Source organism: Ferrimicrobium sp. (assembly GCF_027319265.1).
Taxonomy (GTDB): Bacteria; Actinomycetota; Acidimicrobiia; order Acidimicrobiales; family Acidimicrobiaceae; genus Ferrimicrobium.
Genome location: NZ_DAHVNP010000037.1, coordinates 38657 through 59496, shown reverse-complemented (window position 1 = coordinate 59496; position 20840 = coordinate 38657). Strand labels below are relative to the sequence as shown.

15 protein-coding genes and 1 tRNA gene are annotated in these 20840 nt (G+C 56.6%); 7 read left to right on the top strand and 9 right to left on the bottom strand.

Annotated elements, in window-relative coordinates:
• Positions 1 to 542 precede the first annotated feature (542 nt).
• Positions 543 to 1304 (bottom strand): hypothetical protein, encoded by a 762-nt coding sequence (locus M7439_RS06670; protein WP_298347563.1) that lies wholly within the window; start codon positions 1302 to 1304, stop codon positions 543 to 545.
• Positions 1305 to 2045: 741 nt separating this feature from the next.
• Positions 2046 to 2122, bottom strand: a tRNA-Ala gene (locus M7439_RS06665).
• Between the two features lie 77 nt (positions 2123 to 2199).
• On the opposite strand from M7439_RS06665, the gene leuS reads away from it, so the two are divergent.
• A complete protein-coding gene (leuS, locus tag M7439_RS06660; RefSeq protein WP_308464417.1) occupies positions 2200 to 4659 on the top strand; it encodes a leucine--tRNA ligase in 2460 nt (819 codons plus the stop codon).
• A 154-nt stretch (positions 4660 to 4813) separates the two neighbouring features.
• Positions 4814 to 5728 carry a hypothetical protein gene (locus M7439_RS06655; protein ID WP_298347559.1) on the top strand — a complete coding sequence of 305 codons (915 nt, stop codon included), beginning with the start codon at positions 4814 to 4816 and terminating at the stop codon, positions 5726 to 5728.
• Positions 5729 to 5886: 158 nt separating this feature from the next.
• On the opposite strand, the gene M7439_RS06650 is transcribed toward M7439_RS06655, so the two are convergent.
• Entirely contained in the window at positions 5887 to 6909 is a 1023-nt protein-coding gene (locus tag M7439_RS06650; RefSeq protein ID WP_298347558.1) for a phosphotransferase family protein, read from the bottom strand.
• An 80-nt stretch (positions 6910 to 6989) separates the two neighbouring features.
• Between M7439_RS06650 and trxA the strand changes: the two genes are divergently transcribed.
• Genes trxA through holA form a run of 3 tightly spaced genes read left to right on the top strand, consistent with a single transcriptional unit; the run spans position 6990 to position 9537 of the window.
• Positions 6990 to 7697 carry a thioredoxin gene (trxA, locus tag M7439_RS06645; protein WP_298347557.1) on the top strand — a complete coding sequence of 236 codons (708 nt, stop codon included), beginning with the start codon at positions 6990 to 6992 and terminating at the stop codon, positions 7695 to 7697.
• Between the two features lie 10 nt (positions 7698 to 7707).
• On the top strand, positions 7708 to 8562 hold the full coding sequence (gene folP, locus M7439_RS06640) for a dihydropteroate synthase (protein ID WP_298347555.1): 855 nt from the start codon (positions 7708 to 7710) through the stop codon (positions 8560 to 8562).
• The gene (gene holA, locus M7439_RS06635) at positions 8563 to 9537 is read left to right on the top strand and encodes a DNA polymerase III subunit delta (RefSeq protein WP_298347554.1); all 975 of its coding nucleotides are present in this window, start codon (positions 8563 to 8565) and stop codon (positions 9535 to 9537) included. It begins immediately after the preceding gene.
• Between the two features lie 73 nt (positions 9538 to 9610).
• Here the strand turns inward: holA and M7439_RS06630 are convergent, their stop codons facing one another.
• The 5 genes from M7439_RS06630 to M7439_RS06610 form a co-directional block, all read right to left on the bottom strand.
• On the bottom strand, positions 9611 to 10117 hold the full coding sequence (locus tag M7439_RS06630; protein WP_298347553.1) for a MarR family winged helix-turn-helix transcriptional regulator: 507 nt from the start codon (positions 10115 to 10117) through the stop codon (positions 9611 to 9613).
• A 12-nt stretch (positions 10118 to 10129) separates the two neighbouring features.
• Entirely contained in the window at positions 10130 to 10540 is a 411-nt protein-coding gene (locus M7439_RS06625; protein WP_298347551.1) for an EVE domain-containing protein, read from the bottom strand.
• The gene (locus M7439_RS06620; protein ID WP_298347549.1) at positions 10537 to 10962 is read right to left on the bottom strand and encodes an SRPBCC family protein; all 426 of its coding nucleotides are present in this window, start codon (positions 10960 to 10962) and stop codon (positions 10537 to 10539) included. The genes M7439_RS06625 and M7439_RS06620 overlap by 4 nt, the downstream gene beginning before the upstream one ends.
• A gap of 80 nt (positions 10963 to 11042) precedes the next feature.
• Positions 11043 to 12398, bottom strand: a complete 1356-nt coding sequence (locus M7439_RS06615) for a deoxyribodipyrimidine photo-lyase (RefSeq protein ID WP_298347547.1) — start codon at positions 12396 to 12398, stop codon at positions 11043 to 11045.
• Between the two features lie 45 nt (positions 12399 to 12443).
• Positions 12444 to 13277 (bottom strand): Rrf2 family transcriptional regulator, encoded by an 834-nt coding sequence (locus M7439_RS06610; protein ID WP_298349465.1) that lies wholly within the window; start codon positions 13275 to 13277, stop codon positions 12444 to 12446.
• Positions 13278 to 13405: 128 nt separating this feature from the next.
• Here M7439_RS06610 and M7439_RS06605 point away from each other — a divergent pair, with 128 nt between their 5' ends.
• Together M7439_RS06605 and M7439_RS06600 are read left to right on the top strand one after the other, a co-directional pair.
• Positions 13406 to 14953: a 4Fe-4S binding protein gene (locus tag M7439_RS06605; protein WP_298347543.1), complete on the top strand. Its 1548-nt coding sequence runs from the start codon at positions 13406 to 13408 to the stop codon at positions 14951 to 14953.
• 11 nt (positions 14954 to 14964) lie between these two features.
• Complete coding sequence (locus tag M7439_RS06600) at positions 14965 to 17340, top strand: FAD-dependent oxidoreductase (protein ID WP_298347541.1); 2376 nt, start codon at positions 14965 to 14967, stop codon at positions 17338 to 17340.
• A gap of 2207 nt (positions 17341 to 19547) precedes the next feature.
• Here M7439_RS06600 and M7439_RS06595 read toward each other — a convergent pair.
• On the bottom strand, positions 19548 to 20321 hold the full coding sequence (locus M7439_RS06595; protein ID WP_298347540.1) for a hypothetical protein: 774 nt from the start codon (positions 20319 to 20321) through the stop codon (positions 19548 to 19550).
• Positions 20322 to 20840 lie beyond the last annotated feature (519 nt).

Below are 20840 nucleotides of genomic sequence, written 5' to 3'. Positions count from 1 at the left end.
CATCCGCCGGGTTGCTCGACTGCGCGTAGCATCCCGCCTTCGATCAAGAACGTGTCAAGTCTTGGCGATGAGTGAATGGATGAAGTTAACGCTTCCATTGGGTTAACGCCCTCTCGCGGTGTCAGTATGGGATGGCTGCGGAACTCTGAACTGGGCTCCATTTCACTCCTAGCATGTAAAGCAGTTATGTGGAAAACCCTCTCGGCTGTTAACCGTAACTTCGTTGACCTGCGGAGGAGCGTCCGGTCTCGTGAGTCACATTATGAGTTTTGTGCTACGCATCAGGGCCGCCAGAGCGTTTCAGCGTAAAGGCGGACCGAGTCGCGGTCAATAGAGGCGGTCCTTAGAGGACTCTATTTACCCTATCACTTCTTTAGCGAAGTCAGGATCAAAGACAGCAGCCACTGACCAGTACGTAAGGTGCGTAGACCTTGATTGAGCTCAGTATACGAAGAATCTAGGATCAAGCAATATTCACATTTCGCGTGATCCACATCGTTTGATTTCAAGAGAACATCCATTTGGAGTCGAGCCATCAGGGATCAAAGGAGTTGTTGCGCACTAGCCTTGTCTGGCTTGACAATTTGCAAACAAATGCGCATTGTTATCGATCTACTAACTGAGAAAAACGCAGCAAAATTGTCCTCCGTGAAGCTGACACTACCTTGTCTTGAAAAAAACGCCCGCTTGTCGAAGTCGATAAAAGTTGTCTCTGTATGGCTTCGACCGCCATTTGGGCTTTGTCCGCCAATTCTGTCACGAATATCAGTCGTCTCCACGCCCTCTAGGAAGTGGGCAAGGGAATTGCGAATGATTTGAATCGCGAGTGCGACCGTCTTGCGCGGCGCGGGGTCGGAGCCAGGCGAATTGCGAGCTGAGGGAGTGTCCGAAGACGACGAGACAACATTCCAGAGTTTATTGAGCTCCGTGATGTCCTCGTCCCTCAGAACTCTATCATTCTCATCTCTATCATTGTCATCTTTAACCTGGTCCTGTTTAGTCTGTTCCCGTTTAATCTGTTGGTGAAGGAGGCTCATCATTGGGAATAAAAAAGGTGGGGTCGTCTTCATTTGAAGAAATGGCAGAATGCCGTATTCTTGTGCATCCTGATGGTTTGAAATACTCCAAGATTTAGAGGTAAGAAAATCGTCGATGATACTTACGGTTGCTGCTGATGTAATGTCGGTAGCGTCAGCTGGATAATGCTCGCAGCGATTGTCGATATATTGAATAAAGTCAAATAGGGCTAGGTTTTTAAGTATTACCTCAGCGCGCGCAAGATCATCTGAATTTGTTGTTTCCATTGTCGTTCCCCTCCCGTTAGTTGCTTTATGTACGGAGTATAACCTGGAGATGTTGCTGGGGTATGCCGTAAGGTTCCTTGATGTTCTGTTGATGCGAAGTTTGCTCGCCTAGGGTGTTGTCATCGAAACCGTGAGGAAGGGTCCGGCTAAGCCGCGATTGTGTGGTTTGCCTGACGGTGTCAGATGCCGCGTCTTCTTGGGGGCGAAGAGGCGTTAGAGATCTTCCAGATATTGCGTCTCTGTTAGTACGAGCCTCAGCACTTGCCTTGTTTTCCCAATGATGTTGCGAGGATCCGGCATCACCTCGTCGCAAGATTCGTTGTTCGAAGCACTATGTGGCGTCCGCAATGACCCAATGTGTCTAGGCGTGAGGGATCGGAGGAATCGTTTCCCAACCTTCTAAATCTATGGGGTGGATTGCCTGGTTTGTAAGGCCTGTGGTAGTTCACTCTCGATCAACGTGCTGGAGGTAGGGCCAGTGGAGTTAACTGTTTCTTAGGAATGGGTGGGTAGTTACTTTCGACGTGCGTTGTCGTTCGTGATGTGGTGCTGCCTATGTGCAACGGGATCCGGGGCGGTTGGTTGGGAACTCCTGTTCGTCTGAAGTGTACTGAGTAGCCTCGCATCACAGTGGAGCTCCTTCTCAGTGGGCACTGAGGTGATAGGCAATCGTATAGGCAATCACGTTTGGTTTGCTAATAGAGTAATGAGGACAGAAACAGCTTCTGAACTGGTGTTTGTTGGTGGAGGTGATGGGACTCGAACCCACGAACCTCTTGACTGCCAGTCAAGCGCTCTACCAGCTGAGCTACACCCCCAAAGGTCGTCCACCACAGTGTAGTATCCGACCGTCGATCTCAGGTCAGTCCTGCGTGCCAACTGGGGTGCGAACCTCATGCGTGTACTAGGCTTTTCGGACATGACCGACCGATACGATCCGCCAGCGATAGAGACAACTTGGCAAGCAAAATGGAGCCAAGCTGAGACCTATCATGTCAGCAATGATGACCCGCGGCCCAAATCGTACGTTCTCTGCATGTATCCGTATCCGTCTGGGCCCGCCCATCAGGGACATGTGCGGAACTATACCTTTGGCGATCTAAATGTCCGCTATCGGACTATGAACGGCGAAGCCGTGTTGTCTCCGATCGGTTTTGATTCCTTTGGGCTGCCGGCGGAGAATGCTGCTATCAAGACTGGTGTCCATCCTCGCGTCTTTACTGAGGCACGCATGGCAGAGCTGAAGACTTCACTCGCGCGACTCGGCGCAGCCTACGATTGGCGCCGCGAAATCTATAGCCATGATCCCAGCTATATCCGTTGGTCGCAATACTTGTTTATTCAGTTCTACCGAGCTGGGCTGGTCTACCGGGGAGATGCGCCGGTGAATTGGTGCCCTGGGTGTAAGACGGTACTCGCGAATGAACAGGTACTGGCTGATGGCACCTGTGAGCGCTCCGGTGACCTGGTCGTTCGTCGAGAACTAACCCAGTGGTTCTTCAAGATTACTCAGTATGCGGACGAACTACTTGCAGGACTCGATGAACTCGAATGGCCCCAACGGGTAAAGACCATGCAACGGAACTGGATTGGTCGTTCCGTAGGGGCTGAGATCTCCTTCGAGGTAGAGGGAATTGACGAGTATCGCTTGAAAGTCTTTACCACACGTCCGGATACAATCTTTGGTGCCACATTTGCGGTGGTGGCGCCCGAACACCCTGATGTCGCACGGTTAACCACACCCGATCACAAGGCAGAGGTTGCTACCTTCATCGAGGAGGTGGCGACTCGCAGTGAGCTGGAGCGCATGGCTGGAGAAGACGCATCCAAGCGAGGTGTCTTCTTAGGTACTTATGCGATCAACCCGGTCTCCGGTCACCGTCTGCCCATCTATGCGGCAGATTACGTGCTTGGACAATATGGTACCGGCGCGATCATGGCGGTTCCTGGTGAGGACGAGCGTGACTACGCCTTTGCGCAAAACTTCTCCCTTCCGGTCGTGGAGACGGTGCAGCGCCCCGACAGCTTTGAAGGTCCCGTCTATACCGGACCCGGGGTCAAAATCAACAGCGAGTTCCTTGATGGTCTCACGACCGATGAAGCGAAAGACAAGATCATCCAGCGTCTTCAGGAGTTGGGTGCTGGCGAGGGTTCGGTCAAGTACCGTCTCCGTGATTGGTTGGTATCGCGGCAACGATTTTGGGGTTGCCCGATCCCGATCCTCTACTGTGATCGGTGCGGAACGGTTCCGGTGCCCGAGGATCAGCTTCCCGTATTGGCGCCCGACGACGTTGAGTTCCGACCGACCGGCGAGTCGCCACTACTGCATAGTGATGCGTTCCGATTGACGACCTGTCCAAACTGTGGAGGTTCAGCGACCCGCGAGACCGACACCATGGATACCTTCGTGGACTCTTCCTGGTACTACTTGCGTTTTTGTGATCCGTTTTCGGAGGACCGCCCTTTTGACAAGAGGGCGGTCGAAGATTGGATGCCGGTCGATCAGTACATCGGTGGGGTAGAGCACGCCATCTTGCATCTGCTCTATGCACGGTTCTTCACCAGGGCTCTTTCAGACCTTGGTATCATCCCCTCGACGCTACGCGAGCCCTTCAAACGGCTCTTCACGCAAGGGATGATTCGTTTGGGCGGGTCCAAGATGTCAAAGTCAAAGGGCAATCTGGTGACGCCACAGCGGTATTTCGATACCGTTGGTGCTGACGCCCTACGGCTCTTTCATCTCTTTGTAGGGCCGCCTGCTGATGACTTCGATTGGACCGATCAGACTGACGAGATGATCGAGGGCTGTCACCGTTTCTTGCAGCGAGTGTGGGCACTTGCGGATCGGATTCCCGTCACCAATGGTGATCCTGATCGAGGCGCTCCCATTTACCTCACCATCTCGCAGCTCATTGCGCGTGCGACTGATGGCATCGAACGCTGGGCGTACAATACCTCGGTGGCCGCGCTCATGGAGTTGACCAACGGGTTGTCCAAAGCCGAAGGTGATGGCGCTGACGCAGCTACCCTTGACTATGGCTACCGGACACTCCTTGAGCTACTCGCCCCGATGGCACCCCATATCGCCAGCGAGCTCTATGAGCGGCGCTATGGGGCCGACGTGCATGTGCAGAGCTGGCCCAAGGCCGACCACGCGATTTTGGAGGCCGCGACGGTCACGCTGGTCATCCAAGTCAACGGGAAGACTCGAGGGACACTCCCCATCGATCCGAGTGCCACGGAGGAGACGATCCTCCCCTTGGCTGAGGAGGCTATCGCAACCCATCTCGACGGTGTCGCGATCAAGAGAGTGATCGCCAAGCTGCCCAGAGTCATTAACTTCGTCGTCGGTTAGGCGCCCTGTGGGCTGAAGGGTACCGTAGCTGGACGGAGCGGCGAGCGGTTCGGTACCAAGGTTCTCTGGCCTCCGGTGAATTCGTGTCGCCAGCAAGCTGGCGAACAATTCTACCGACCATGGGAGAAGACTGAGGCAGAAGAAATATTGTGACATGGTATTGTCAGTAAGAATTGTCTCTGGTAAGGTGGTGGCGGCGAAAGGTGGGGATTCGATGAGCCGCAGTAGTCCAAGTGAGCAGTTGGTGCCTATTACAGCAGTCGAGGCGATGTTTGGCGCGCGAGGCCGGGGGATGCGTGAGGAGACGCTCCGCTACATGGCCGTCCCCAACCTGGGAGTGCCACTACCGCTTCCCCATGACGCTCTTGAGGTGCTCTCGCGCTATCAGCGCTTAGAGGATGAAGAGGAACACATCGTGGTGACCTGCCTTTCTGCTCAGGGGGTGCAAGAACTTGCGGAGATGTATCGATCTGTACTTCAGCGAGAAGGAATGGGAGAGATCACTGGTTCGAAACTACCGCACTTTCGACAAATGCCTTTGGAGGAAGGAACGATCCAGCTCCGATTCGCCTCCTTGGAGCTGGGCCGAGGATGGGATGTGACTCTCTACCCCGAGGGCGAGATGACCAGATCGTTGGTGCGGACAATGAGCCGGCGCATGGTCGAGATGGAACTCGGGGACGGCCGTCGTCATCCCGAGATGCTAGAGCTCCCGCAATTGGATGCACTGATGCGCTCGCCACAGGTGACGATGGCTCGCGGTGGTGGTAGTAGCGGCAGTGATGGACACGCGCAACAGTCATGGTCAGTGGAGACCAAGGTTGATCTTGCAACAATCGTCTCCCTTGTGGAGACGAGTCTGATCGAGGAGGACGTGAACGTGGATGAGCTGGAGTCGGCACGTCGGGTCGGAGTCGTATTTTGGAGTCGGTCGGGGGGAACGGTGGGAGGCTCTATCACGATCGTGAACGAAGATGTCACCAATCGTTATCAAATAAATGTGGTTGGCCGCACCAGGCGACCACGCTCATCCGCAGACCGCGACGTTAGCTGGATCCCGATGCACTGAACGGCGTATGGCACCGAGAGGTCCGTCTGGCTCGCTAAGGAGAAGCGCACCAAGATGAAAGTGGGCGTCGATGACGAAGTGTCAAGTGGCGAACCACCAGTACCTCGCTGGTGCGCTTTTGGCGGTAGCGAAGTCCTGCGGGAGCTGGGTTTCGTCGATCATCGGCTGAGCTGGGCCGCCCCAAGCAGTTCCTCGATGAGTGCTGGGTAGTCGTCGACACTTGAACTGTCACCTCCTGTGGCACCCATGCGGTAACGCTCAACGACGCCGATGAGGATGCAGGCCAGCTTCCAGCTCCCAAAGTGTTGATAGTAGCTGATACGCGCGGGATCAATCCGTCGAAGCTCCCCATAGAGCGCGTAGAGCTCCGCCCTCGAGGCGAAACCCTCAAGCTTGGTAGCACTGTTGATACCGTTGAGGCGAGTGTCGTCGGAGTCCATCCAGTAGACCCCAAAGATACCGATGTCGGCGAGCGGGTCGCCGATGGAGGCAATTTCCCAATCAAGCACGGCCTGTACGGTCCCATCGGGGTTGACCACGACGTTATCGAGTCGATAGTCGCCATGAACGATACCGATCTGGGTGGTCGCTGGCATCTGTTGGAGGAGCTCGTCGCCTACTCGGGTCACTGTCTCTGTCACACTGTGGGCGAAGGTGGTGACCTTCGTGACTTGTCGGAGCCACCGGTTGAGCTGGCGCGCGAGATACTCCCGGGGATCGCCCCCTCCTGCCGGCCCCAGTGCCGCTGGATCATAGGAGTGCAGCAGTGCAAGGGTGGCTATCAGGTTTGGTCCAATCGCTGCTCGGGTCGCAACCGTGAGGTGTTGTGCGCTCTCCTCGTTGCGAAGGATCAACCCTTGGGCCTCGCTCATCAGGTAGAAGGGTGCGCCAAGCAAGGAAGAGTCGTCACAGAAGGCGATAGGTGTCGGGACTGGAAAGCCGAGTGGAGCCAGAGCCGAGAGGAAACGGAACTCCCTCGCCATATCGTGGGCGGTGGGCAGTACCATCCCTTGTGGGGGACGCCGCACAATAATTGCATGCCCATTGGCATCTTGCACGCGGTAGGTGAGATTGGAGCGTCCCCCCGGGCACAGTTGGGCCTCAAGGTGGCCTGTGAGGTTTGTGGTCTGTCGGATCCACTCCTGTGCATCGCCCGGGAGGGGACTGTCATATGCGGCCATGGTCTCATGGTACCCGATTCTGCTCCTTCCGGGAGGTCATGACCTTGAGAGCCGTTGCATTCCGAATAGAATCCATGGCTATGGACGTAACTGATGCTACCTTTGAGCAGGATGTGATTGAGGCCTCCAAGGATCGACCGGTAGTGGTCGATCTCTGGGCACCCTGGTGTGGACCGTGTAGAACCCTGAGCCCGATCATCGAGAAGGTGGTGGCTGAGACCGATGGCAAGGTTGAGCTCGTCAAGATCAACGTCGACGATAACCCTGCCTCTGCCCAAGCATTCAAGGTGCAAGGGATCCCCGCCGTCTTTGCGATCAAGGATGGCAAGATTGTCGATAGCTTTGTGGGTGCCTACCCAGAGTCTGCTGTTCGCGAGTTTGTTGCCAAGCTTGCACCGGCCAAGACGGTGGTCGATGTTTTGATCGAGGAGGGGAACGAGCCAGCGCTGAAGCAAGCACTTGAGCTTGAACCAGCCAATGAGGTCGCCGGGTTTTTACTCGCCAAGCTCTTGGCTGATCGAGGGGAGCTCGATGAGGCGGAGGTCATTCTCGCTCGCTTCCCAGAGACCCCGGAGATCGCAAAGCTCAAGGCCAAGATCAGACTGGCCAAGGAGGGCGACGCTGGGCTGAGCGAGGACGAGATCACCCAACAGCTCGATGAGCTCCTCGAGGCGGTTAAGGACGATGAGGATGCGCGTCAACGCTTCTTGGATCTGCTCAATTTGCTACCCGATGGTGATGCCAGGATCGGCCAGTACCGGCGGCGTTTTACCTCTCGACTCTTCTAAGAGGTCCCTGTTGGACCGCTTGCGCCTCAAGGATCGTTCTCTTGATCTAGCTCGACCGATCGTCATGGGTATCTTGAATCGAACGACCGACTCCTTCTATGACAAGGGTAGCTACTTTGACTTTGATCTTTTTCTCGACAAGGCTGATAGCCTTGTCGCTGCGGGCGCCGATATTCTCGACATCGGTGGCGTGAAGGCAGGCCCTGGTGAGGAGATCACCCTTGAGGCAGAGCTTGAGCGGGTGGTGCCAGCGGTCGAGGCCATAGCTCGCAGGCTTGACATTGCGATCTCGGTGGATACCTGGAGATCGGAGGTGCTCGATGCAGTGTTGACGGCGGGTGCCCATTTGGGCAATGACATCTCCGGATTCGGCGATCGAGAGTATACGAGGGTCGCCGCACGCCATGGAGCGGGAGTCGTGGCTACCCATATTCGTCTCAAACCTCGAGTACCCGATCCGAACCCGATCTATGACGATCTCGTCACGGATGTGCGTGATTTCCTGAATCGGCGGGTCGAACAGGCACTCGCTGACGGTGTCGATCCGGCCGCTATCGTCATTGACGCGGGGTTCGATCTCGGCAAGACGACTACGCAGTCGCTCGCTCTCCTCGGTCAAACCTACAACCTTGTAGAGACAGGCTACCCCGTTTTAATCTCCGCCTCCAATAAGGGCTTCCTTGGAGAGGCGCTTGGCCTCGATATCGGTCAACGACGCCTGGCATCGATCGCAGCGGCAAGTTTTGCCATGATCCAGGGGGCATCGATCTTTCGAGTACATGATGTCCTTGGCACCGTTAAGGCCCTCGATGCGATCGCCGCGCTCCGTGGGGATCGGGCCCTCGCGACCGCGCTTGAGCCCTAGATGGCGGCGCGCACGATAGCTCTGGTGGTCGCGGCCGACCCGATCGTTCTCGAGGAGCGTATCGTCCAGGAGATGAACTCTTTTGATCCCGCCAGTGAGGAACTGCGGGTCTTTGATTTGCGCGAAGATGAGATCGCTGATCTTGTCGGTATGCTCTCGCAGGTGCCGATGTTCGTCAACCGGTTTCGGATCCTCGTTCGCTCCTTCGAGGTCGTCAAGGCTGAGGACGCGCCCTTCCTTGCGGAAGGCTTTGCCTCGATGGCCAAGGAGCACATCGTCACGCTCTATAGCACCGACAAGCGCTTGCCGAAGGCTCTGAGCAGCCTGCAGGATCCAGTGATCGAGAAGGTGGAGCTCTCCGTCACGAAGGAGGCCGAACGACGCAGCTTCATCGGTTCCGTTTTCCAGGCTGCTGGCGTTCGTTTAACGAACCAGGCACTTGCGCTCGTCACCGAACACGCGGGTGTTGACCTTTCCCAGGTCAATCCGCTGGCCCAGGTGCTGGCAGGGCTTCAGCGTGGCAACGTGAGCTTTGATGTTGAGGACGTTCGCCCCTATCTCGGTCAGGCACGAGAGGTCCCACTCTGGAACTTGACGGACGCGATCGAACGTGGTGATGTCGCCAAGGCGATGGGTACGCTGGAGCGGCTCCTCGCCGCAGAGAAAGCCCCACAGCTTCTCATCACGGTGCTACAGCGTCGCTATCTCGACATCGCGGTGTTGGTGTCGCCGGGGGTCCGCAGTATTGAGCAGGCCAAGGCGGCCCTTGACTCGGTAGGTGCACGCAAGCCGCCCGACTTTGCCCTGCGCAACATGCTGGCCGCTGCACGACGTCTCAACTACCGATCAGTCGGATTGATCGTTGGTTGGCTCGCCGATGCGGCACGGGATCTGCGCGGTGCATCCATGCTCGATCCCGATACCGTTCTTGAACTGCTCGTTGCACGCATCGCCCGTCTCTTTGTCGGGGCGTGAGTGACACCTCTGCGATGGTTTGGCGTTTGGGTGATCACCCAACGCTCCTTGAGGAGGAGGGTGCGGACGACTGTCAGTGGCGTTGGGTTCCTGTCTCGGGTTCGCGTGGCGGTACCTCTTCACTGAGGCGTGCGAGCAGCTGCGAGAATAAGGCGCGTTCGTCGATGGTGAGCGGTGCGAAGAAGGCGGCATCGGCCTCCTCGACCGCACGATTGGCACGGTTCGCTACTGCGACTCCCTCCGGTGTGGCGACCAGCGCTCTGGCCCTTGCATCACTTGGATGATGCTCGCGGCGCAACATCCCCTTATCCTCTAACGCGCGAAGGACCTGAGAGGTCATCATCGGATCGACGTGAGCAAATCGGGCAAGTTCGTTTTGAGTAACGGGCTCAGTTCCCTCCAGCCATACGAGGGATGCGAGGAGGACGAATTGGACATGGGTCAGACCAAAGGGCACAAGAGCGCGTCGCTGGTGGGCTTGCCAACGGTTGCTGACTCGCCAGAGTCCAAGGCCTGGACTCTCTTGATCAGTTGAGAAGTTGCTCGCTAGCCTTCGCTTTTGCAGGGTGTTATCGCCCATGATTCGTTCCCGTCAACTGAGCACCATCCGTTGCCAGAGGAGCTCGCGGTCGTGCGGTGTGAGTGGGATGAGACCACGGCGGAGCTGGTAGCCCCAATGGGCATCCGCGGTTAGATCGAGTAGCGAGCTGACCTCTCGGAGGGGGAGTGGACGTATGGACTCGTACCGTATGCGGCGACGATAGGGTTTGAAGTCGCCCTCATCGGCTTGCCAGATCTCGCTGTCACTGACCGTACCGAGAGCGGTGAAGTGCTGCAGCTTTACCTGATCGCCCAGACGCTCGGTTGGCGAATAGTACACCAGAATGTCACCTTCAGCCATCCTCGCGAGCCCCGCACGCTTGCCATGTCCGATCTGAGCGATGCCAGCGCCTACGCCCCGGCGCACATGCTCGGCGGAGACGACTCCGAGCCAGGCGTTCATGGCGCCTCGACGAGCGCTACGAGCCGGTCAAGGCTTGCCCCTACCGACCTCTTGAATCCTCGACCCAAGATCCTTGCCCACACAAAGGCGAATGGTCCCTCGATGTTGACAGCGACGTCGAGTCGAGAGCCACCACCGTCCGCATTGGGTTGAACCCAGTGGGCGAAGACAAGCGTTGCACCAAAGAGCTTCGTCGTGTCAGCATATTCACGATCAGGAACACAGGCGCTGATGAAGAACTTGATCTTGGGTGCCCCTTTTGACTTCATCACCCCACGGGTCCCCGTCGCCACTGGACCCATGAGACGCACCCACTCGGTATCGGTGTCCCATTCTGACCAGGTTGCATGGTCTGCCCAACGGGCGAAGATGGCTGAGGGTTGTGCCTTCGAGTTGGCGCTTGCGCGAGTGATCTCAATCATGCAGATAGTATATATGCTTACTAAATTAGTGGTGTGGCATTCAGGTTCTTGCCTGGATGCATTCGTCGTGGCGAGTTGGGTCAGTCCGATCGTTTCGCTGCCTCATAGCGCGCCAAGGTGATTTGGCGCTCGATGCGATGGTCAACGATTGGGGTGACGTAGCCGATACTTGTCGGATCGAGATGCTCGAACGGAGCGTGGATCGCGTCTGCACTGAGTCCAGCCAGCTCTGGCACCCATCGTCTGATGTAGTTACCATCGGGGTCAAACTTTTTCGATTGCAGTATCGGATTGAAGACACGAAAATACGGGGCAGCATCAGTCCCCGTGCCGGCGACCCATTGCCAGTTCATCCGGTTAGAGGCGAGATCGCCGTCGAGGAGTTGTTCCTCAAAGTACTGGGCACCGATACGCCAGTCAAAGTGCAGGTCCTTGATCAAGAAGGATGCGGTGACCATGCGGACACGGTTATGCATCAGATGGGTTGCGCGTAGCTCCCGCATTCCCGCATCGACCAGTGGATAGCCGGTTCGCCCCTGTTTCCAGGCCGCCAGGAGCTCAGGTTCGTCGCCATCCTGTCTCCATTGCATCGATCGGAAACGAGGGTCGAGTTCTGTCGTCGTGGCGGTTGGGTGGTGGTGGAGCACATCGGCGTAGAACTCCCTCCAGGCGAGTTCGGCGAGGAACTTCTCATCATCTGGCCCCAGGGAGGCGATAACAGTACGTGGATGCAGGGTGCCAAAGTGGAGGTGCGTGCTTAAGGCCGAGGTGGCCGCCCGATCGGGAAAGTCTCGATCAGATCGATAGCGGGCGCGTCGTTCACGGAGAAAACGCTCGAGATCTGCATGAGCGACACGTTCACCCCCAGCCTCGTCGGGTGTGCCGAGTGTAAAGTCGCGAGCGAGCCGCTCGGGGGCGAGGATAGAGGGAGTTTCGATGGGTTCGGTTTCAAGCGCCAACGGACGCCAGGCTCGATAGAAGGGGGTATAGACACGATAACCCTGCACCGTTGACGTGTTGGCGGCTGATGGGCCCTGCACTCGTAGGGTGCCAGGGGGCACGGCGTAGGCGGTATCGAGAGCCTCCAAGGTGATGCCTTGGTTGCGAAAGGCCTTTGCGGCACGGTTGAGCCGGCGTCGCATGCCAGGACCGACTGAACCATGGGTGTAGACGGTGTCGATGCCGTGCGTTGCAAGGAGCCCCGGCAGTGTCGTTACGGGGTCAACGGAGAGCAGACTTAGTCCTGCGCTGAGGCGTTCGTCGAGGTCTGCCAGTGCCGACATGAGGTACGCACGCTTATGGGGTGTCAGCGCGTCAGCAAGCGACGGGTCCAGGTTGAAGAACGCGACCCAGGGCTTGGTCTGCTCCGACATCAACGCAAAACCAGCGTGATCAGAGAGTCGGAGATCGCCACGCAGCCAAAGAGCACAGGTCATATGTGAGTGCTAACGCGAGGACTCGGTGAATCGTTCCCCGGAGCGTCAGTGCTGGGCCGCTACGGTCTCAAGGAGCCGAGCGGTTCTGTTGAGGATGAGGCGGACCAGTGGAGCAGGATCGATCGATCTATTGGTACGGATCATGGCGTGCCCTTTGAGTTCCACTCGCTGGGGGTCGATCGCGATGGGCTCGAGGTTGAGCTCAAGGCGTATGGTCTCTTCACCAGAGCTGATCAGCTCAAGGATAAGCCGCCTTCCTCCTTCGAGGAGATAGGCCATTGCGAGGTTCGTAGTGCCGATGGTTTCAATACTGTGGAGCGGGTCGCGTAGTTCCTCGAGGAGTTGCTGGTCGCGAAGGTGTCCAAGCGACTCTTCGACCCTAGGAAGTGGTAGTTCGACAAAGCTAGAGTCCTCCGCTTCGATGCTATGGAAGAAACGGTGACCATCGACGGGTTCCTCGTGCTTGCCTTCAAGACGGATATCCTCCTCAACAATGGCGGCGAGGGTGATCGTGGTGAGCTGTTCGCGTACGGCGGCGACGGTCGACTGCCAGCTGGTGTGCAGTGGACAGACGGTGTCCCATCGACAGGGTCCATTGCCAAGCGCGCAGTGATCGGCGCGAAGCGGACCTTCACCAGCCTCGACGAGCTCGAGGAGGGTGATCGATTCGGGATCCCGTTTTAGCCGATAACCGCCGTCGCGTCCAGGTTTGGACGTTGCGACGTCGGTGCGCACCAAGTCGGCGAGGATCTGAGAGGCAAAGCTGGCGGGTATCCCCATCTCTGCCACGATCTCTTTGACCTTTGTCGCCTCGGTGCGCTCCGCAGTCCTTGCGAGATAGAGCGCTGCTCGTACGCAATAGTCGCTGCGGCGTGACATCGATAAGTTCATAGCTAAAGGTTACCCTCGGACTTGACAAAGCAAAATCACTGAACTACACTAACCATTAGTCCATAGCTAATGAATAGTTCGGACGAGGATATATAGGTGTGCTGAGGAGGGAAACGGTGACGAAGGTCGAACCGACAAAAGTCAAGTTAGTAACGGATGATGTGATCTCGAAGCGTCTTCACATACCGGTGGTGGCCAGTGAAGATCGCTTTAAGGGGACAGATCTCCCTAAGAAAGCCAATGTGGCGAGTCACCCGGTGATCGCTCGGATCCTCTCCAAGCGGGCCACACAGTTTTTGATGATTATCCCGAACCAGATCATCTTCTGGCTGGTGATCTTCCTCGGGTTCCTTGGTGTTGCCGATCCAGGGATTAACTTCGCAACGGCTATCACCTGGTACCTGTGGTTTTGTCTCGTCTTTGTGATGATGGCCGTGATCGGTCGTGCCTGGTGTTCGATGTGTCCCTTTGGTGGTTTTGCCGAGTGGATCCAACGGCGTACGCTTTTCAAGCGTCTACAGAAGCCGCTCGGCCTTGGCCGCAAGCTTCCTGAGAGCTGGGCGCAGTGGGGTTTTACCCTCTCAGTGGGAACCTTTGTCTTCCTCACCTTTCTAGAGGAGTACTTCAACATTGCTGGACCAGGGACACCGCGCGACACCTCGTGGATGGTGCTCGGTATCGTGGTGTCAGCGGTGACCTTCTATCTGGTCTTCGAACGCCGGACCTTCTGCCGCTACTTCTGCCCACTTTCGGCCTTGATCGGGTCGGTTGGTTCGATGGGGTCGGTGGCTGGTTTTCGAACCAATGATCGGGCGGTCTGCCTCGCCTGCACCACGAAGGACTGCATGCGTGGTGGGACCTCCGGTTATGGATGTCCTTGGTATACCTGGCCGGGCTCGGCGGAGTCAAATGCGGCCTGTGGTCTCTGCACGGAGTGCTACAAGGCCTGCCCCTCGAACAACGTTGGTTTCTATCTACAGAGTCCACTCACCTCGGTTATCGCACCCAAGCGTCGCCGTGCAGATATCGCATGGGCTGTAGCGTTGCTGTGGGGTTTGGTCCTGTATCAGCAGATCAACGCCACCAACGTCTATGCCAATCTTGACAACTATCTCAACCGGATGACGGGGTGGAATCACTATCCAAATCCGATCGACTACTTGGTGATCATCGTCCTAAGTGCGTTGCTCACGGCGGCACTCTTCAAGGGCTACCAGATGCTCTTCCTTGATCCTGCTCGAGGGGTTCATGCAGAAGGCAACTTCATGGAGAAGGTGAATCCATTCCGCCAGGTCTTCCTTCCGCTGTCGTACGCGCTGATCCCGATCGTTGGCATGGATTATTTCGCCCGACAACTACCGAAGTTCTTTAAGCACGTTCCACGACTGATACCAGCCATTGTGCAGATCTTCGGCGTGAATACCTCGAAGTGGTCGCTGGTGAACTATCACCTGATCTCCAACCCGACGATCGTCGATGTGCAGTTGGTGGTGATGGCGATTGGCATCATCGGAAGTATCTACGCGGTGCTCAAGATCTTCCGTCGCGATCTCGCTCCACTGACCCAACATGTGGTAGGGGCTAAGGTTGCAGCGGTCACGCTCATGGTGGCCCTCGGAGGGGTTGCCGGTTGGTTGTACATCATTATGCATGCGGCGTCTTAGGGGTGATTGACATGACAACAATAAGTGAATTTCCAAAAGTTACGGTTTTGAAGGATCGGTGTTCCGGATGTCAGGAGTGCCTCGTGCGATGCCCAGTCGAGGCGATCAGCCTTGACGAGTTCACCTACACGGTCGATGTCGATGAGTCGGTATGTGTTGGCTGTCGCCAATGCGAGCGGACCTGCCCCTTCTCTGCGATTCATGTCGAGGGAGCGGTTCGGGTGGACGCACGAGTTCCGGCACACCTGTTTGAGCCAGAAGATGTTCGAGCGGATTTGCATGAAGTTCGCGTGGGTTTCTTAAATGATGATGAGCTAATCGCAGAGGCGAACCGTTGCTTGAACTGCCCGGATGCGACTTGTGTCCGCGGCTGTCCAACCCATAATGACATTCCTGCGTTTATTGCAGCAGCCCGCAATCTCGACTTCGATGGTGCCCGGGCGGTGCTCGCGGCGACATCGTCGATGCCGGAGATCTGTTCGCGGGTCTGCGACACTGGAACCCAGTGCGAGGGCGCTTGTTCATTCGCACTCGCGGGTGACATGCCGGTTGCGATTCATGAGATCGAACGCTATCTAGCGGATCGGAGTGCGCCAGTATCGACGAAGGCGGAGCCGGTGGGGCTCTCGGTCGCAGTTGTTGGAGGAGGACCTGCAGGAATAGGTGTCGCCGATGTCGTCGCAAGAGGCGGGGGTCAAGTCACCATCTTTGAGGCTGGTGCCGAGATCGGTGGTCTGTTACGCTCTGGAATTCCCGAGTTCACACTGCCTAATGCGGTGGTGTCACGCGTAGCTTCCCAACTCGAAGACCTTGGCGTCGAGGTCGTCCCCAACACACGGGTATCGTTAGAGGTTCTTGAGGATCTGACGCGCTCATTCGATGCGGTGATCATCGCACAAGGTGCGAACGCTCCGTTGCCCATTACCGCAGCAGGTAAAGAGAACGTGCACGTGACCGAGGCCAACGATTTTCTTGATCGTGCCTACCATACCATCGTGGATCACTCAGATGATCATGTGGGATTGACGGGTCCAAAGAATGTCCTCGTCGTAGGTGCTGGTAATACCGCCATGGATGTCGCTCGCATGACCCGTCGACTTGGTGGCTCGGCTACCTGCGTTGACTGGATGGATCGTCGGTTCTCGCTCGTCCGTCCGGATGAACTTGGAGAGGCGGAGCACGAGGGTGTTGAAGTCCTGTTCTCGGTGACGGTAGCCAGTCTTCGACCGCTGGCGAATGGTCGTATCGCGGCGACGTTGGTGGCCACGGTACAGGAAGACCGGCAACAGCGGCCCAAGGTGACGGATAAGGTCTTCCGGGTCATGGAGGTAGATGAGGTGGTCGCAGCCCTCGGTTATCGCATTGAACCTGATCTATTAGCCACGTTTCCGTCGCTGCCAGTACGCAAAGAGGTTCCAATCATCAAGGATCGCCATTGGGTGGCTAGTGGCATCTTCAACGGTCTCGCCAATGATGTCTCTCGACGGATGGCCGTCGGCGATCTATCCGTTGGGCGAGAACATGCTCGGGCTCGGGCACAGATCGCCTTGAAGGATCACATCTACGTCGTAGGGGATTCGTTGATCGGACCCTCAACGGTAGTTGAGGCGATGGCCCAAGGACGTAAGTTGGGTAGGAGTCTGTTGGATCGCTCCTCGAGGCTTGCCCCGTCGGTGGTAGGGCGTCTGCGTCCACCGAGAGTGCTCATCAGCATTGACTCGCCTGGAGGCACGACGCGAGCGTTGGCTTTACGGCTTGCTGATCTGTTGAGTTCGGTGACGAATGAGATTGTCGCTGTGCCAGTTGATCAGGTTACCTCGGACATGGTTGCAGATTTCGATCTTATGGTGCTGGCTACTTGGGTGGATGGTCTGGTCGTTGGCGGCCAGCATGCGAGCCCGGCGACGGAGAGACTAGTTGGTCAGCTGCCCGCTGGTGCGGCAACCCAGGTGGCGGTTCTCATGACCTATGGATTTGATCCCGGGCATTCGCTGGATCGTCTCGAAGCCTTGGTTGTGCAGAGGGGGTTGAGGGTGGTTGCGCGATGTGCCATGAAGAGCCACGGCGATGGTCTCTTCGGGTTTGCCCACGACCTGAGTGTGGCAGCTTGGCCGGATGTTGACGCGGCTGCGTTGACTAAGGCGGTTCTGGTGGCTGGCGAAATTCTTCCTTCGGAGGTTGGTGCCACGATCGGTATCCGACCGGAGTTGGCTGCTGCGGTGGCTCGCAGTGTCAATGAGTTGCGTGCGCTTCGTGGAACTGACGAGCTAATGACCAAGGTGATGACCAGCGTGAATGAACTGCAGGTGGTCATCGATGGGTGGAGACGTCAGGACAAGTCAGTTGCTCAACACCACAGTGCACGAGCGAGCGTGTTGACCCAATGAAAGACCTCATCCCCTCGGCACACAACCCTAGGGTGGTTTCGGCCATCCTAGGGGAGGGGCACCAACCCTATGCTCCCACCTGGGAGCACCAAGACCTCATCCCCACGGCACACAACCCTAGGGTAGAATTAGAATAACTCTAGCTCTCGTATGTGTTGTTTGTCAAGTGTGGTTGGGCGGAGTTTATCGTCGCGAACGATTTTGCCGTGATGAGTGGTGCGTCTGGTTAGAGGAATGTGTTGTTCTGTGGTGTTCGGCTCGTTAGTTGTGGTCCTCGATTCGGCGGTGATATCCCTCTACGGCGGTGGTCGATGCCCTTTGGCGCAGTTCGCTGTGTTGTGAGGTGAGTTCCCTCCCTCGAGCACGAGTATCATCACGCACCCCGCGCTAGGGATGGCAAATGCGCGTACTGAGTTGGTGGTGAGTGTCCCGAACCCCGATTGCTTGCCAGGTCAGAGTTGATAAGGCCATCGCGCCCACAGTCACTGTATCTCCAGGAACCCTTGTTCGCCAGCTCAGCCCGCTGCTGTCGGTGCTAGAAGTCTCCTGAGCTGAGAATCGTGATCGTTAGGATTCCCTGTCGGTTGGCTGTTGGGGGATTCACCAATACCATGGTCGGTGATGAAACCGAAAGCACTCTCGGGTTGTCTCCAACAGGATAGCAGCTGTGGCGCTGAGGAATTTGCGGTCCCTGCCAGAGCACCGGTCTATGGGACCTGCATCGGGTTTTCGTGACGAAGACACCACCACAGTCGTGACGAGGCTGACGCTACGTCATCGGTGGCGATCGCGATTATCGCCACCTAACCGATGAAGGAGTACAGCAGGATTCGCGAGTTACTTTTTCCGGCGCTGCTGCGAGTTAAGAAGCGATGAAGGTCTATGTAACGATGAGCTGACTCTGACTGGGGACCAATCGTGCGTCGAAACAGTACCGGCCAGACCGGGATCCTTCCAATGGTAAGCACCAACGATCTTGCTGGCGGTGCATACGCTTTGGGCGGACTTCGCGATTCTTGGACCCGGTAGCAAGGGGAAGAACGCGACGGCCGCAGACGTACTCGCGCACCGCATGATGTTTCCATGAAAGCCAGAACAGCGAGACGGTTCGAGATGGAGATCCTGTAGAAAGAAAGCGTGCGGGCCCGCTCCGATGGGAACACACGAAGGCGAATTCGGGGCTGAGTAGTACAGGGCCAGCAAGCGTCACTGGTCAGTGCTGGCACGATGATTGTGGGATAGGGTGGAAGACGAATCTGGGGGAAGTGATCACCCATGGCTTGGCCGTCGTGCGGGACAAATTGAACCCCTTGTCAAGATCGCTGAGGAAGTGATTTGCTGCTTCCAGCTCTCAGCAAAATGGTAATGCTGCGACTGGCCCGTGCATTCCTCGCGTCGGATGGATCTGGAGGTATACGAACTCTGTGTAAGTCAGCTAGTCATTATGTCCTTGATGCGATAGTGGTACTACGGTGATGGCTATGTAACGGTAATCATTATTACTCGACCAGCTTGTGCAGTAATCATCGATCAGGCTCAGCTCGTTCTACACTGTTGACGTACTATCGTTGATGTTATCAGTTTGGCAATACTTGTAGGAATCTGGACCTTTGTCGGAGTTCTACTGCCGATTAATGAGGCGATCAGCATGCAGCTTCGCAAGCGAAATGCTACACTGCTGGTATTGGCTGCTGCATGATGTGGGAACGTCGATCGGAGCGAAATATGGGTCTCTCTGAGTTTGGTTGCACACCGTTCGCAGCGAGTACGCGATGTCGTAGGGTGCTGACGGAGGCCATCGTCTCGATTGTGGGCGTTAGGATCTGGCCGTATTTGTAGGCTACCGCGCAATGGGCAGCGTCTACAGGTTCCATTGTCGTTTGCGTTCGTCTTTCAACTCCGCTAACGTGCGCCAGTTTGTGGTCCGTACTACTCGAGTCGATCGGTGTTGCAGGGTGTATTCGCCCGATGCACCCTGCGCATCGAGACCGCTTTGATTGGGCCGGTCGCTGGCGGTAAGAGAGACAGCAAGTACTCGTGCATGCTGTCGTTTCCGGATTATGGCTGTCTTGTGACGTTGACTAGGACCATGGTCCAGCGACCCAGACGCAAATCGACCGAAGCTCCGCTCTGTCACTTAGTCCACTACCAGCGTAACCATGGAGTGCGAAGTCAGCGGATAGCGGATCCCCTGAGCAAATTGCCGGCTATGAATTGGATCCGGCGTCCGCCTTTGCCTTCACCCTTTTCACTTCAAGGGCGATGAGAGTCGTTACACCCAGGCTCGCGACACCGACACCGATCGGCAGAAGGGGTGAGCTGCCCGGGGCTTGTGGAGGTCCGGTGACCAAGCGTGTTGGTGAGGGAGTACTCGATGATGACGGCGGGGTTGTTGAACTCGGTGAGGTCACAGTCGTGCTAGCGATGGTCTCGGCCTGTGGTACGGTGCAGGAACTCTTAATGGTGTTTTCGACAGTGAACTGCACCCCGGTTGTTGGAACAGAGAAGGCCAAGGTTCCGGGTGTGGTGGCGGTGGTAGTGGCAGTCGATGGTGATGCAGGTAACGAGATGGAAACCGGTGCGGGGGTTGCTGGTATCGCGAGATCACCGGAGAACGTCTCATCAATAGTGGAGGGCGATCCATTCGTTGTCGTGACTGGGATCACAAAGGAAAGAGGAAGTGTTTTGAGTTTGAACTGCACTCCAAGCTCTACCAAATTCTTTGGAACGGTTACATCGAGGGTGAGTCCATTCAGTGAGATGGTGGAGCCTTTGCTCGCTATACTGGGAGTAGCTGTACCCACGAGTGTCGCCGTGAATGGAACGGTACCGGCCACAGGAATGTCGGGACAGGTCAGTGTGAAACTTGGAGTATTAGCATATGCCTGTGCTCCAAAGCCAAGGATTGCCGTCGCCGCCGTAGCGCCAGCTGTCAATGCCGCAACACCTGTTAGTCCTAGAATCGTTTTTGTCAGTTTCATGATTGTACTCCTATCCCATAACCCTTACTACCGCGTCTACTCTCACGATATGTTCATTTTAGTTTGTCTTCAAAATAGTTGCCAGGGCCAAAGGTCCTTTACTTTGCGCACATTACTTTGCTATGCATTGGGCTAGCAATGCGACCTGGGCGAGCGTTTGCCTGCTGTCCGGTCTGGAGGTAGAACACGGTGCTCTCATCCTCCACCGATGCCGTTATCTGACGAGGTGAGCGCTGAGGCTTACGCGGGGATCCTCCTCATGCTGGCTCTTCGCTATAGAGCCGATCAGTGTTCCTATGGAGATCTGGGTGGGTGGTAGATCGGCAGTACATCGCCTCCTCTTCACTGGGTCTGTGCCAGGCAGGGGCCCTGCCGATGCTGCTCGCGAGTGAGGACCCGTCAAACGATGGTGAGTCGCCCAAAGCTATGGTGAAGTCGCTGATAACGGTGGCCTGGTGAGCGAGAGGGCTTCACCACGACTGTGGTTGGCTTCCGAGAGATGGTGCTAGCCAAATGCGT

Coding starts and splice junctions, on each gene's coding strand:
- M7439_RS06595 (WP_298347540.1), bottom strand. CDS start 20,321: ATGAAACTGACAAAAACGATTCTAGGACTAACAGGTGTTGCGGCATTG.
- M7439_RS06625 (WP_298347551.1), bottom strand. CDS start 10,540: ATGAACGCCTGGCTCGGAGTCGTCTCCGCCGAGCATGTGCGCCGGGGC.
- M7439_RS06615 (WP_298347547.1), bottom strand. CDS start 12,398: ATGACCTGTGCTCTTTGGCTGCGTGGCGATCTCCGACTCTCTGATCAC.
- trxA (WP_298347557.1), top strand. CDS start 6,990: ATGGACGTAACTGATGCTACCTTTGAGCAGGATGTGATTGAGGCCTCC.
- M7439_RS06610 (WP_298349465.1), bottom strand. CDS start 13,277: ATGTCACGCCGCAGCGACTATTGCGTACGAGCAGCGCTCTATCTCGCA.
- M7439_RS06600 (WP_298347541.1), top strand. CDS start 14,965: ATGACAACAATAAGTGAATTTCCAAAAGTTACGGTTTTGAAGGATCGG.
- holA (WP_298347554.1), top strand. CDS start 8,563: ATGGCGGCGCGCACGATAGCTCTGGTGGTCGCGGCCGACCCGATCGTT.
- M7439_RS06670 (WP_298347563.1), bottom strand. CDS start 1,304: ATGGAAACAACAAATTCAGATGATCTTGCGCGCGCTGAGGTAATACTT.
- leuS (WP_308464417.1), top strand. CDS start 2,200: ATGCGTGTACTAGGCTTTTCGGACATGACCGACCGATACGATCCGCCA.
- M7439_RS06620 (WP_298347549.1), bottom strand. CDS start 10,962: ATGATTGAGATCACTCGCGCAAGCGCCAACTCGAAGGCACAACCCTCA.
- M7439_RS06650 (WP_298347558.1), bottom strand. CDS start 6,909: ATGGCCGCATATGACAGTCCCCTCCCGGGCGATGCACAGGAGTGGATC.
- M7439_RS06655 (WP_298347559.1), top strand. CDS start 4,814: ATGGTATTGTCAGTAAGAATTGTCTCTGGTAAGGTGGTGGCGGCGAAA.
- M7439_RS06630 (WP_298347553.1), bottom strand. CDS start 10,117: ATGGGCGATAACACCCTGCAAAAGCGAAGGCTAGCGAGCAACTTCTCA.